Source organism: Pseudomonas sp. ANT_H12B, from assembly GCF_008369325.1.
Taxonomy (GTDB): domain Bacteria; phylum Pseudomonadota; class Gammaproteobacteria; order Pseudomonadales; family Pseudomonadaceae; genus Aquipseudomonas.
In genome coordinates this window covers 33,832-48,218 of record NZ_VOBI01000018.1, presented here as the reverse complement: position 1 = coordinate 48,218, position 14,387 = coordinate 33,832, and the positions used below count along the sequence as shown (strand labels likewise).

The window sequence follows — 14,387 nt, the reverse complement described above, 5'->3', positions numbered from 1 at the left end:
CATTATTTTGCGCACTGGCTCAAGGCACTCTTGAAATAGGCGAAGCGGTCCGTCGATTACGGGTAGAGGTCACAGGTTTACACCAGACCCAGTTTGCGGAAATGTGCAAAATCTCGGTGCGCACGCTGGCCCATATCGAGCATGGAGAAGGGAGCCAGACGCTGAAATCGCTGAATGCAGTGTTCAGACCGTTTGGATTGAAGATGGGTGTGGTGCGGGTCGGCGCGACTTGGGCTGAGATAGCGTCCTTCGACAATCATCAAAAGCTTCGCGGGCAAGCCTCGCTTCTAGGGATCTGAATCGATGCACGCAAAGTGACCGACGATTAACCGTAGGAGGCGAGCTTAACCGCGAAGGCGTCCACCCAGTCGCCAATGAATTACCCGCGGCACTGCGCCAACGTTTTCACCTGCCCCGAATCCGTCTGGTTTTCATCGCTCAACCACCGCTCAAACCCCGCGCCAATCACCGGCCATTCCGAGTCCAGAATCGAATACCAGGCCGTATCCCGGTTCTGCCCCTTGACTACCATGTGCTGGCGAAACACCCCCTCAAAACTGAACCCCAACCGCTCGGCTGCATATTTGGAGCGGGCGTTGCCGTTGTTGCACTTCCACTCCAGGCGCCGGTAACCCAAGGCGAACGACTCCTTGGCCAGCAAATAAACCGCCTCGGTACTTTTCGGTGAGCGTTGCATAGATGCGCCGAAGGTCACGTGGCCGATCTCAATACGACCTTGTGCCGCAACGATCGACATCAGGCTGAGGATGCCTTGCACATCGCCGTTCGCACGATCAATCACGGTGAAGAAATACGGATCGCTGTTGGCCGCGTGGTTGTTCAGCCAATCGTTGAATGCACTGCGTTCCGGGAACGGCCCGTAAGGCAGATAATCCCAGAGTTTCGGATCGGCGCCCGGTCCTTGCAGAGCGTTCCACAACCCGTCGGCATGACGTGCCGGGTCGAGTTTTTCCAGGCGGATGAAACGCCCTTCGATGGTTTGGACCGAGGGAGCTGGTGCGCCTTTCCAGTCCGCAAGTGAAGTCGACATGCTGTTCTCCTTGAACCTTAAATGGCTTTGCGAAACTGAATGAAACCGGGGCGTTCGGCGACGCGCTCGTAGAGCTGGATCGCGGTGGCGTTGGTTTCGTGGGTCAGCCAGTGGACCTTGCAGCAACCGTCCTCTTTGGCAGTGGCGTAGACGAATTCGATCAGCTGCCGACCGACGCCCGTGCCGCGGGTTTCGGGCGTCACCAGCAAGTCTTGCAGGTAGCAGGCGTTTTCGATGCTCCAGTTCGAACGATGGTAGATGAAATGCACCATGCCCACCGCTTTGCCGTCGGCCCAGGCAAGGGCTGCGTGGGTCGGTTCGCTCGGGTCGAGCATGCGCTGCCAGGTGCTTTGGGTGACCGCCTCGGGCAGTTCGGTGTTGTAAAAGCGCAGGTAGGCTTGCCACAGCGGCAGCCACGCGGCGTGGTCGTCGGCGCTGACCTGGCGAATCTCGATCTGACTCATGTTCATTCCTTAACGCATCAAGTGGGCGAGGGCCTGGTCGTGGGCATCAGGGCTGGCGGCGAGCCCCTCGCGCACACCGGCGATGTCTGTTGAACTGCGGTTCTGGCTGAGCTTGCGTTTGCCCTCCAGACGCTGGATCGGCAACGCGAAACCGACGATGGCCTTGAGCATTCCATCAATGTAGTCGGCGGGGGCATCGGCGACTTTCCATGGACTGGCGCGACCCGCTTCATGACGATCAGTCAGGGCGCTGACCAGATTGCGCAGGCGATCGGCGTCAGTGAAAACCTCGGCCGTGCCATACGCGTGCACGGCGACGTAGTTCCAGGTCGGCACGACTTTGCCGTGCTCGGCTTTGCCCGGGTAGAACCCGGGGCTGACGTAAGCATCGGCCCCGACAAAAATCACCAGTGCTTCGGCGCCGTTCTGCAGCTCTTTCCACTGCGGATTGGCCTTGGCGAAGTGGCCGTAGAGGGTGCCATTCGGGCCTTGGTCGGTACTCAACAGCAACGGCAGATGACTGGCTTGCAGGCCTTGTTCGCCATGGGTGACCACCATGGCGAGGCGAGTGCCGAGCATCTGTTGCTGCAGCTCGTGCAAATCTTTGATGGCGAAGTTGCTTGGCGTGTACATGGAAATATTCCTTGGCGAATGCCTGCATCCTAGGCAGGCTATTGGTCTGTTGTAAGAGCCATTACCGGCCAATTTCATAGGTCCAATGTCATGAGCAGCGAGCCACTGTCCTTGTCGTTCAACCCTGCAGGTATCGAACTCGACCGCCGTCAGGGCTTGAGTCGTCAGCTGTATCAGGCATTACGTGTGCGCGTGTTGGACGGACGACTCGCCAGCGGTACGCGTTTGCCAGCCAGTCGGGATCTGGCGGCGGCATTGGCGATTTCACGCAACAGTGTGGTGCGTGCCTACGACCAGCTCTATGCCGAAGGCTTCATCGAGGGGCGAGTCGGCGACGGGACCTACGTTGCGCAACTGCCTCAAAGCGTATTACCGGTAAAAAAACTATCCACAAAAGTATCCACAGGGTTGTCAACAGGGTTACCCACAACCTTATCCACAAATTGGCTCGATTTACCTGTGGATTCATCCAGCAAAGTTATCCACAGCGGCGCTCTGGGGCGCGTTGAAAAGAACCATTTACCCACGCCGCCGAGTGGTCCGCCGCGCGCTTTTCGGGTCGGTGTTCCAGCGTTTGATTTGTTCCCCTTTGAGGTCTGGGCCAAGCTGAATGCGGCTTTCTGGCGCAAACCGGATTTGCAGCAACTGTGCTACGGCGACCCGGCAGGCGATGCGCGCTTGCGTGGGCTGATTGCGGCCTATTTACGCAGTTCGCGCGGCATGCAGTGCACGGCTGAACAAATTGTGATCACCAGTGGCGCGCAGCAAGGCATCAGCCTTTGTGCACAGCTGCTGGTGGAGCCGGGCGACGGGGTGGCGATTGAAAATCCGGGCTATCGTGCGGCGGGTCATGCGTTCGCCGTCGCCGGGGCAAAATTGCACGGGGTGGCGGTGGATAGCGAGGGCATTGATTGCAGCGAATTGGCGCAACTCAGTGATTGCCGTCTGACGTATGTCACGCCATCGCATCAATACCCCACCGGCGTGGTCATGAGCCTCGCTCGTCGTCTGGAGTTGCTGGCCTGGGCCGAGCGCACGCAAGGCTGGATCGTCGAGGACGATTACGATGGTGAGTACCGCTACAGCGGCGCGCCACTGGCGCCGTTGGCGGCACTCGATCGCCAGGGTCGCGTGTTGTACGTCGGCACGTTTGGCAAGGTCGCTTTTCCGGCGCTGCGTCTGGGCTATCTGGTACTGCCGCCGGGGCTGGTCGACGCGTTTTCGCAGCGGCGTGCTGTGGACGTGCGGCATTCGGAAGTCAGCACTCAGGCGGTGATGGCCGAGTTCATGGCTGCCGGACATTTTCAGCGGCACATCCGTCGCATGCGTCGCGCCGCGCTGAGTCGGCGCAATTGTTTGTTGGCGCAGTGGCCGAGCAACATTGCTGGCGTCGGCAACCTGCCCAACGTGATGGCTGGCTTGCACCTTGCCGTCCCGGTGAGCAGCGTGGCCCGCGAATGCGAGTTGATCGAAAAAGCTCAAAGCGTTGGTGTCGAGGTCAACGGTTTGAGCAGTTACTGGTTGCCCGATTCGCAGACCCCACTGGACCGGCGCGCCGGTCTGGTGCTGGGGTTTGCCGCCGTGCCAGAGCCGGCGATCAAAGCGGCTCTGACCCGGTTGCGCGAAGTCTGGGGCGACTGATCAATCTTGCGGTTCAGGTTTCACAAACAGGTCCCGCACCATCGGATTCAGGATTCGCCGCAACGCGTTGTCCACCGCATCGAAGTTATCCAGTTCCTGACGCGTCTTGACCGGCAGCTCTTGCAGAAAGCCGTCGGCGAACTTGAGGTGCGCGGCCGTGAATCGATCATCCGGATCGGTCAGGTTGTCGTAGTGGAAGTGCGCGACCCACAACGTTTTTTTCTGGTGTGTCTTGTCCAGGATTCTGTATTCCTGAAAGAAGTCTTTGCGTTGTTTGGTCTTGATGCGGCTGCGCGGGTCTTTGACGATCTCGACCTGGCCGTTGTCATGCAACCATTTCAGATAGGCCTCCCGGGGTTTGCGCGCCATAAGCATGGCGCCGTAGACGCTGATGCCTTCGCGGCGGGTTCTCGCGGCACCTTCACGCAAATCGGTGCCCAGGGTCCCCACGGGAAAGTCGGCGCTTCTGCGAGCCATTACCGCATTAACGTGAGTGGCGGCTTGATCAAGTTGTGTCGCCTGTTGATCGAACAGGTCTTTCATGTCCGCCGGAATGCGCCAGGGGCGCTGGGCGTCCTTGCGCAGACGCTTGATGAAGGCATCGAGATCAATGATCAGCAACTGCCCGTTAGCGATGACGCCTTCATCGTTCAGTGCCACCGACTGCACCGGCCGCGTGGTCGCTGTCTTGAGGATGGGGACGTCTTCGACAGCCTCCGGTTTTTCCGTAGATGGGGTCTTCTGCGTCTCAACGATTCGTGGTCGGGACTTGCTCACCTTGCCGATGGCGCGTGAGGTGGAGGGCACCGGTTCGAGTCTGGCCATCGCGGCTACCGGTACTTCTTCAGGTTCCGGTAGCAACTTGAGCAGGCGGTTGCGCGCCAGTTGATGAAATTCGCCAACCAAGGTCTGAACACGCTGGAATCGAACTGGCTCCAGCTGATCGGACGAGCTGGCAAACAGCTCCTGAAGGCGCCGTTCGGCATCGGCGAGGCGGTCAACTATGGCAGTGAGTTGGTCGACAGTCAGTGGCGAGGTCTGCGCAGCCCGAACGGTACTGCGTCGCTCAACCAGGGAGTGACCTGCGTCAGCGGCATTGTCAAAAATCTGGATGACGAGTTGACGCACCTCGGACAAATCGCTACCGGGCACTTCAATCAAGCTGAGCTCGGTCGACATGCCGATTTCATTGGCGTCAAGGTCGTAGCGAGAGAATGAAGGCAGTAACCTTTTCAGATCATCGGCGACCTTGCGGGTGGTGCCGGTATGGCTCATCAACCGGTTCAGCGATTTGTGCAGTTGACCGAGACGGTCGCTCATTTCATCGCTGACGGCGATGGCTTTTTGTGCAGCCTCCATTTGCGCGGCACGGGATCTCGTTTCCCCGGATTCCGACAGGTTGAGCTGGGGTGCAACGATTCTCGCGTATTCGCGCAACTTCATTCGCATCCAACCGCTGAGGAAGCGATGCTGTTCAACGGTGAGGCGCATCAGCTGAGACTGGTAAAACGGACCTGCGCCGCCCGCTTCGCGCCACTTTTCGAGGTCTTCGAGCGCCTGGCCATACCCGGTGGCCAACTCATCGGCCTTGGTGATGTAAGCGGTGATCTCTTCCTCGGACAGCGTGACGGATACGTCGTTGGAATCCAGGGATTTCAAGGTGTCGTCCAGGCTGGCTTTGCGAGTGGCTTCCTGCTCAATGAACTGGTGCAGTGCTGCCCACGCTTCATCCTGTCTTTTGGTTCTTTCACGCCGCAGGGCTGCGATCCGGCCGGTGGGCCCACCGCCGCGTAACCGCAGTTTCAGATCCCAGTGCCAGTAACCGGCCATTTCGTCGAACTTCAAGCCGAAGCTGGGGTAGGTGGGATCCTTCGGGTCGAGGACGAACGCCGGTTCGTCTGCTTCGGCACTGACCTCAAACCATCGCGCACCGACCTTGGCGTACTGCTTTCCCTCAAATTCGTAGACATGTTGGGCATTGGGCTGCGCACCGTCGGGCAGAGACGGTGCCGGTACCTTGAGTCGCTCGATGTTATTTAAAAACTGTGTTCCTGCACTGATTCGGGTCGGCCTGGCGGGCGCCAGGGCAGAGAGATGAGCCTCAGGCAGTCTGGCGTTCAGCGAAGTCGAGTCATGCGTGACGGTGGGAGCCTCTGCGGAGACGGGCACAATGAGTTGTGCCTCGTCCATGAGCACGTCTTTTGACCCAGCGCCTTCGCCGAAGGGACGGGAAAGCCGAATTCGCCGTGCCGCGAATCGTTGTGTGAGCAAAATGCCCAACGTCAGCAACACATCGCCGATCGAAGACCATTCCACAACCGTATCGCCGCGCTCATGGGCATCCAGAGCCTGTTGGATCTGGGTGATGCTTTGCCAGACCCAGACAGCGGTGCCCGCCGGACCGCTGAGGAAGTTGGCTGCCACACCGAAAAGCGCCCAGCCGCTGTCCGCCAGCAGTGCCCAGCGACGTTCGGCGTTCGAGGTCGATTGGCGGTCGGCCAGCTCGGCCATGGCCTGGCTATTTCGGGTGAACAAGGTGGAGAAAATATCGCCACTCAGAGGCGTATCTGCCAGATCGACGGATGCGGTCAGGTCGAGGCGGGCAAACGGTTCGAAGGCCAGTTCGGTAATCGTCCAGAGTGAAGGTATTCCGCTGGAAAACACGTATTGGGCGTAATCGAAACTCAGTGCACGGGTGGGCAGCCAGGCGAGTATCGAGTCGCGCAGTTCACCCGGCTGGTAAAACGCGTACAGCATGTTTTGCTCGGATGGAAACTGGCGCAGTGGTTGATCCAGCAAGGGCCGATACAGCAGGCAGGGCCCGTTGGAGCCCTTGCGCGGGCCAATGATGTACATGTTCGCGACGGTGTCCGGCGTGTTGCCGAGACGGTAGCGGGGCATGAACGCCAAGGGGCGAATCCGTATGGGCCATTCGGTGGATGGCGAGTTTTTTTCGATCGACTCCATCAGTTGGCAGACCTGACGATAACCCCGCTCATCGACGTCACCCTGACGCTTGAGTTTGCACTCCATCGCCAACATTCGCAGGAGAAACGGCAGCTGACGGCTGTAGCGGAGTTTGTGGCGCCGAGCCTGCTCTGAATCATCGATGAGCGTGCGCTTGATCAGTTGTGGATAGGTTTCGCCGATGTTGATCTCGTTGGCGATGCGCAGCAGGAACGTGACCGTTATCCAGTCTGGTGCAACTGCACCATCGGCATAGGCCACCGTCGCGCTGTAAGGGTTGGTGTTTTGCAGGGCGAATTCGCCGAGGGTTTCGACGCTGATGTTGCGTGGGTCGGGCAGGGTGAAACCGCCCGCTTCGAAGCTGTGGGTGACGGTGATTTGGAGGTCATCCAGACGCAATTCCACCGCGGTTTTGTCGGTTGTGTTGGCTGTGTCGGCGACGATGGCCTCTCGCATTTTTTGCTGGGCATAGGGTTGAATGAGCGGGATATCCTTGACGTCGAATGCGTCGCTGTCAGATGCACCTCTGAGGCTTCCCAGGTCGATCAGGCAGCTGCTATAGGCCTGGATATCGTCAAGTGAACCCGCCCATAGCCATTCGGGGATCGCATTTTCCAGTTGTTCAACACGCGCGTTGTCCCTGGCGCTGATCGTGCTGCTTTCGTCCCGCGGGGGAGCAAATCCGGCAATGGGCGAGCGACTGCCCGGATCGAGTGCATCGATGGACTCAATCTGGCACCCCACCAGTGCCCAGACCATGGCATCGAAAGCATTTTCCTCGGGTTCATAAAGTCGCCATTTAAGGCTCTGGCCCTTCAGTTCGATGCCGATTCGTACCGGAAGGATGGCGCCCAGTTGCGTCATCGAATTGAACGATTCATAACCATCGGCGATGGTGTACATCACGATCAATTCACGGCTGCCCAGCGTCGCGGTCAGCACCAGTGCGCCGGCCAGCATCAGGTGCTGGGTCTTGCTGCTCTCTGCCAGTTCAAAGACGAGATCGATATCAAGCAGGCAAGCGCGGACGTTCGACAGTTTGCTGCCGGAGGTTTGGCGTGATGCCTTGTCGGGGGACTGTGAAACGAGCCGCGCCAGAGCGCATTCATCCGCATCCCAGCCCGTGACTGACTGGACGTTCAGGGCTTCCTTCAGTGTGTCGGAGATCACCTGCCAGCGAGGTAGCTGTTCCGTGATTTGATTCCAGTAGTCCAGTTGGCTTCGTTGAAAGCCGATGAACAGCACCGGTGCGCATTCGTTCAGCAGGGTGGTGATCGCGTCCATGCTCACCGGTAGATGGATTGGCTCGACGGCACGGGGTGTGAGGGTCAGGAAGTGTTCGCCTTCGATATAGTTGGCCGAGGTTTGGTCGAAGGCCTGGCGTACCAGTGCGTCGGTCAACCTTTCGAAATGGCTGCTATCGGTCACGAGCTCCTCGCCCTGCTGGCGCCAGATCGGCGACATCAGCATGGCTTTGTCGGGGTCGATGTGTTGCTCGGGGAAGCTTTTTTTCAACGCCTTGCGCAATAGATGCGTAGCGGCGTCATGCAGGGTCGGACCGCCGCTGGTCTGTTCCACCAGACGGCTTTTGTTCAGCAGTAAGGACGCTGCGTTCGTTCGGGTTGTTTCGCTCATGGGATCGGAACCGGTTGGGATGGGTAGGGCGGCAATTGCCGTCTGCAACCGAAAGTACCCAGGCACCCACCGGGTCAGGTGGTAGATATGTATTGTGTGCAAAAGAAGCCCGCACTCGGCGGGCCTCCATGTCACAAGTGGGTCAAGAGAAGAACATCGCCGCGGCTTGCGCGCGGCTGATGGCGCTGCGGTGGATGGCGATCAACTCTTGATTACTGCTGCTTTCCCGCCAGTCATAGGCACCACCCAATCGTCGCTGTTCGACGGTTTTCAAGTGGGCGGCAGTGAATGATTCCAAGGCATCAGTGGGGCTGGCGTAGTGAAAGTGCGCGTACCACAGAACCTTCCTGGTCTGCTTGTCGAGGACTTCATACTCCGTCAGATAGTCTTTGCGTGGGCCTTTGAGCCGGCGGCGCTCGGTGGCTTTGCCGATCGTCACTTCACCTTTGCTGTTCAGCCATTCGACCCGCGCCGCAGTCGGGGCCTGCTGTTTGGTCATGTCGATACGGGTGGCGCGGCCCTTGGCGTACAACGCGGTGGCTTCGCTATCGAGTTGCTGACGCAGGGCCGTGGCCGAAGTGCCTTTACTTTCGGTGTGATTGCCAGCGGTCAGGGCCTGATCGATTTTGTCCATGGCCTCGCGCAGTCGCGCGGCATGGAGGTAGTAAATCTCCTCTATTTCCGTTGGATTGCGTTGCGCCCGTCCAATGTGTGACTGGGTGCGCTGCTTGAATGCCGGCAGTTCATCGAGCAACTTCTGGCCAGCCAGGAGACTTTTCGGCAGATCGGGTTTTGCTTTCGGTGGAGCAGGCGGTTTGGCCGGAACTCTTTCCACCCAGACGCCCGGCGATTTTTCGTGAAAGGTCGCGATCACCTTGCCCGTCAGCGGCGTCACCACATCGACCAGATCGCTTTCCTGCCCGCCTTCACTGCGACGCGGCTGACCAACGAGAGTGCCCTGATAGCGTGTCTTGATGATTTTCCTGGTCGGTGTGGCAGGTGTTTTTGACGGGCCGGCAACCGGTTCCACGAGGCGTTGTTCGCGCAGCAGAGTCGAGAGCTGTTGCACCGCGTCCTGATGGAATTGCGCGACGCGTTTTTTTATATGATCGAGGCGGTCGGTGATCAGGTGTTGCGGATACTCAGCAACCATGTCGACGAACCGCTGATCGATCACGTCGAACTGCTCCACCAGATTGTTCAGCGCCTCAACGCGTTCACCAAGCTGGTTGAAGCTGTCATCCGCGCTCAGATCCACCGCACTCTGAATGTTCAGTGCGGCATCTTCGATCAGGCTTTCCAGCGCCACTCGGGCTTCTTCCTGGGATTCTCCAGGCTCAGTCTTGAGGCAGAGTTCCTGGCCCAGCGTGATTTGCAGCATCTTCAGGTCGTGCAGCGAGAAAGGTGGGAGTTTGGCTTTGTACTCACGGGTGACCTCGGCGGCTTCTTTGCCCAGCAGGCTGAGTTCAGCGAAGCGGTTTTGCGCGAACTCGACTTTGTCGATGATGCCCTGAGCCAGGTCGGTCATATGTTCAAAGGGTTCGGAACGGTCGGTCGCGGCATCGCTCTGGGGCTCGTCGAGCAACTCCAGGGTGACACGCAGACTCTCGCGAAATGCGGGGTAACGTTCGTCGAGCCAGGCATGGTTGAGGAACAGTTGCAGGGAAATCCGGTCGAGCATCGCGATACGGTAGTTGGGTATCGCTTCAAGCAGATTCAGCGCCTTCAGGTTTTCGATGTGGGCGCTGTAGTCGGTCACTTGTGAATCGAGGGTGTCGAGAAATTCCTGGCGTGCACTCTCGGCAGTCTCTGGCGTGGCATCCAGCATCGCCCGACGGACATTGACCAGTTGCAGCCGCTTGCCCGCCAGACCGGCTTCGAATGCGGCGATGCTTTCTTTCTTCTGACGCAACTTTTCCTGGTTCTGCTTTTGCAATTGCTGGCGTCGACTTTTCAGGCCGCCACCGCGCAGGCGCAAACCAGGATTTACAAACCATTTGCCACGGGCAGTGCTGATCAGTAGCGGCCCAATGCGCGGCGGTTGCTGGCGCGAGTCGATGATCAGCACATCGTTTTCGGCATTGAGCTCCACCTCAAACCAGCGCGTATCAACCTGGGCGTACCAGGTTTTGCCGTCGCCGCTCAGGTGCTTGTGCAAGCCCTCGGTCTGCGCGGCGGCAAGTGCTTGCGGTGGGTTGATCTTGAAGCTTTCAAGTACGGTGAAAAGATCCGCCGGGGCTTGATTCAGTGCGCCGAAAGTATGCAGTGACAGCTCATGACCGGGCGGCAGTTCATGGCTGGCAATGTCGGGTAGACGGGTTGCGCGGATAATGCCCGGCGCGATTTTTTCCGCCTCTGGCAGCAGCGGTTTTTCGCTATGGGTAGCAGACGACTTCCGTTGCGGTTTTTGGCGCATGGCGGCTTTATGGGCGAGCACCATGCCGAGCGACAGCAAGATATCGGCCAGGGCCGTCCAGGCCAGTGGTGTTTGCTGTTGCTCCTGAGCATCGGCAACGTCTTGCAGGTCATCCATGATCTGCCAGATCCACGCTGCAGTACCGACACCGCGCCCCAGAAACGGCAGCGCCGCATTGAACAGCGCCCAGCCGCCACGCTTGAAAGTGGCCCAACGCGCCTCGGCGTTGGACACCGATTGGCGATCTGCCTGGGTGATCAGCGCCTGGGCGTTGGCGGTGTACAAGGTTTTCAGAACGTCGTCTTCGATCACTCGATTGCCCAGTGATACCGGCCCGGTCATGTCCGGAGACAGCGTGGGATCGACCAGTAATTGCGGCACGGTCCACACCGACGGCAGCGCGCCCGGAAACACATATTGCGAGTAATTGAAGCGCACGCTGTCGGGCAACCAGGCGAGCACCGACTGGCGCAATGTTCTCGAATGTTTGATCGCGTACAACAGATTGGCCGGCGACGGGTATTGCAACAGTGGCGGGTCGAGCAGTGGACGGTAGAGCAGGCACGGTCCCTTATCCTGATTTCCCGGGCCGATCACGAACATGTTGACCACCTCGTCGGCGGTGGTGTCTGTCTTGTTTCCTGTGATGAACGCGAGTGGGCGGATCACGATGTCCTGGCCGTCGACCTTCCGATCGACCTTTTCCACTGCCAGCGCTGCAACGACGTAGCGATAGCCCTGCTCATCAATCCCGGTTTCACCGCGGATTTTGTGTTGCAGCGCCAGCAAGGGCAGTTCGAGAGGCAACTGACGGTTGTAAAGCTGTTGCAGCTGCGAGGCTTTTGCGGTGTCGTCGATCAGTCGGCTTTTGAGCAGGGCCGGATAGGTTTCACCGATGTTGACAGAGGTGACCAGGTTTTCCAGGTAATCGAAGGTCATCCATTGCGGCACGGCAGCTCCGTTGCCGTAGCGCACTAATTTATTTCCCAGCGGTAGAGCCGCCAGATTTTGCAGCGCCAACTCCACGAGCGACAGGGTCAGCGTTTCTTCATGCTCCGGCGGGACAAACGTGCCCCAGACCACCACGCTGGTCACGGTGATTTCGACGTCTTGCAAATTGAAGTCACGGGTTGGCACCTGGCTGATCTTTTTCTGCAACTCGTCCAGGGTGAATGTCTTGATGCCTGGAATTTCGCTTTGAAAGGTTTTCCCGGCGTTTTGATACTGCACGGTGACCAGATCAAGCAGATGTCGGCTGTATCGAGTCTGGTCGGCGGGCGATGCGTGTTCCAGCCACTGCGGAAGCGAATGTTCCATGTGTGTGAACCGGGGCGCTCGTTGCTCGTCCTGCGGCTCCTGGCTATCGGCCGCAACCAGTCGTGACAGAAAAACCGAGTCGCCCGGATGCTGAAAATTATCGATCTGTCCGATCGCCTGGGCTTCCAGCGCGATCAGGGTGCAGGCCTGGTGATCGAAAAAGTTGCCTTCCGGTTCGAACAGGCGCCAGTGAACCTGAATGCCGGTGGCGTCATTTTCAACCGGCCATTGCATCGACTGACTCAGCGCATCGAACGAATCAAAGCGTTGAAAACCCTTGGTGATCGAGTGGGTGAGGATCAGTGTGCGTTCGCCCAGAGTGCCTACCAGCACCGCGGTTTCGAGGATGTTGAGATGTTTGCGAGCGGCATCGTCAACAATGTCGAGGTCGAGGTCGAGGTCGATCAGGCAGGCGCGGGTCTGGTATTTGTCGCCGGGTAATCGCGTGGTCTTGTCCGGGTTGTCGAACACCGCGTGCGCCATTGCCCGCTGGTCATCATCCCAGCCGTTGCTGACGCTGACGTTCCACAGTTGCTGCAAGGTTTTGGAGAGTTGGTGCCAGCGCGGCTGAGTGGAGTTGGTGGGTTCGCTCCAGTAGTCGAGCTGCTGTTGCTGATAGGCGGTGAACAATAACGGGGCGAGCTCATTGAGCAGGGCGCCGATCACCTCGATCGACACCGGGAGCTGGGTAGGGGGCTCGACACCGGGTTGTGCGGTGAGGAAATTTTCATCATCGATGCAGGTTATGGCCGTGCCGGACAAGGCGAGCCGAACCAGCACATCGGTTAGAGACTCGTAGCGACAAGGACCGGCCTCGATGCGTTCGCGTTCGATCAGCCAGGCCGGTGTCGCGACCATGGCCAGGCCCGGGTCGATATCCAGTTGTGGGTACAGCTGCGCGAGTGCAGCAAGCAAGGCATTCGAGGCGACTTCGGTGAGCGATGGGCCGCTCACGAGTTGGGTGAGTACATCGACAGCGCTGGGCGCGGAGGTTTCGGGCATGACCATATCCTTGTCTGATGGTTGAGGTCGCTGTGAGGTACAGCGCTGGATCAGGGCAAGGTAGTGGTCGGGCCAGGGCATTTGGCGGTAGATAAATATCGCAGGCAAAAAAAGACCCGCATCACGCGGGTCTTTGGTTCAGCGGTTTGATCACGTCCCTGATTTGATTTTGGTCCAGGCCCGGGTCCGCGCACGCTCGGCATCACGCGGCAGCGGTTGCAGGGTGTAGAGCGTGCTCATCGCGGTTTCGGTCGGGTACAGGTTCGGGTTGTTGCGGATCGCCGGGTCGACCAAATCCGTGGCGTCCTTGTTCGGGTTTGGGTAGCCGACGAAGTCGCTGACCGGCGCGATCACCTGCGGTTGCAGCAGGTAGTTGATGAAGGTGTAGGCGTCTTCCGGGTTTTTTGCGCCCTTGGGAATCGAGAGCATGTCGAACCAGATTGGCGCACCTTCTTTCGGCAGGCGCATGTCGACGATCACACCGTTCTTGGCTTCCTTGGCGCGGTTGGCCGCCTGGGAGAAGCTGCCGGAATAACCGACCGCCACGCAGATGTCACCGTTGGCAATGTCGGCCATGTACTTCGAGGAGTGAAAGTAGGTGACGTACGGGCGGATCTTCATCAGCAGCGCTTCAGCCTTGGCATAGTCCGCCGGCTTCTTGCTGTTGGGGTCCAGGCCCAGGTGTTGCAGGGCCAGCGGGAGGATCTCTGACGGTGAGTCGAGCAGGGCCACGCCGCACTGCTTGAGCTTGCTAATGTTCTCTTCCTTGAAGATCAGGTCCCAGCTGTCCACCGGTGCGTTGTCGCCCAAAGCCGCCTTGATCTTGTCCGGGTTGAAACCGATCAGAATGGTCCCGTACATGTAGGGCACGGCGAATTTATTGCCCGGGTCGTTGGCTTCGATCAGCTTCATCAGCTTGGGGTCGAGGTGGTTCCAGTTCGGCAGCTTGCTGCGGTCCAGCGGCTGGAACACGCCGGCTTCGATCTGCTTGGCGAGGAATACGTTGGACGGCACGACTACGTCATAGCCGGAGTTGCCGGTCAGCAGCTTGGCTTCCAGTGTTTCGTTAGTGTCGAAGATGTCGTAGACCAGTTTGGTCTGGGTGTTCTGCGCCTTGAAGTCTTCCAGGGCTTTGGGGGTGATGTAGTCGAACCAGTTGTAGACGCGCAACGTTCGTTCTTCAGCGTGTGCAGCGGCACTGAGCACCATGGCGCTCAGGGCTGGAACGATAAGACGCTTGAGCCTTTTCATTGTTCTATTT

At 58.9% G+C, this 14,387-nt stretch carries 7 protein-coding genes and 1 pseudogene; 2 read left to right on the top strand and 6 right to left on the bottom strand.

Features of this window, described 5'->3' with window-relative positions; genetic code table 11:
• Positions 1-14: 14 nt before the first annotated feature.
• A pseudogene (locus FQ185_RS23610) lies at positions 15-221 on the top strand (helix-turn-helix domain-containing protein); the annotation flags it as partial.
• Positions 222-379: 158 nt separating this feature from the next.
• Here the strand turns inward: FQ185_RS23610 and FQ185_RS23605 are convergent.
• Genes FQ185_RS23605 through FQ185_RS23595 form a run of 3 tightly spaced genes read right to left on the bottom strand, consistent with a single transcriptional unit; the run spans position 380 to position 2,148 of the window.
• A complete protein-coding gene (locus tag FQ185_RS23605; protein WP_149419537.1) occupies positions 380-1,051 on the bottom strand; it encodes a GNAT family N-acetyltransferase in 672 nt (223 codons plus the stop codon).
• Positions 1,052-1,068: 17 nt separating this feature from the next.
• Positions 1,069-1,515, bottom strand: coding sequence for a GNAT family N-acetyltransferase (locus FQ185_RS23600; protein WP_149419536.1), 447 nt, complete (start codon positions 1,513-1,515; stop codon positions 1,069-1,071).
• Positions 1,516-1,524: 9 nt separating this feature from the next.
• Positions 1,525-2,148: an FMN-binding negative transcriptional regulator gene (locus FQ185_RS23595; RefSeq protein ID WP_149419535.1), complete on the bottom strand. Its 624-nt coding sequence runs from the start codon at positions 2,146-2,148 to the stop codon at positions 1,525-1,527.
• A 90-nt stretch (positions 2,149-2,238) separates the two neighbouring features.
• Here FQ185_RS23595 and FQ185_RS23590 point away from each other — a divergent pair, with 90 nt between their 5' ends.
• Entirely contained in the window at positions 2,239-3,789 is a 1,551-nt protein-coding gene (locus FQ185_RS23590) for a PLP-dependent aminotransferase family protein (protein ID WP_149419534.1), read from the top strand.
• On the opposite strand, the gene FQ185_RS23585 is transcribed toward FQ185_RS23590, so the two are convergent.
• From FQ185_RS23585 to FQ185_RS23575, 3 genes are all read right to left on the bottom strand, one after another.
• A complete protein-coding gene (locus tag FQ185_RS23585; protein ID WP_149419533.1) occupies positions 3,790-8,391 on the bottom strand; it encodes a dermonecrotic toxin domain-containing protein in 4,602 nt (1,533 codons plus the stop codon). It lies immediately after the preceding gene.
• A 142-nt stretch (positions 8,392-8,533) separates the two neighbouring features.
• Positions 8,534-13,126, bottom strand: a complete 4,593-nt coding sequence (locus tag FQ185_RS23580; RefSeq protein ID WP_149419532.1) for a dermonecrotic toxin domain-containing protein — start codon at positions 13,124-13,126, stop codon at positions 8,534-8,536.
• 150 nt (positions 13,127-13,276) lie between these two features.
• Entirely contained in the window at positions 13,277-14,377 is a 1,101-nt protein-coding gene (locus FQ185_RS23575) for a polyamine ABC transporter substrate-binding protein (RefSeq protein ID WP_149419531.1), read from the bottom strand.
• Positions 14,378-14,387: the final 10 nt, after the last annotated feature.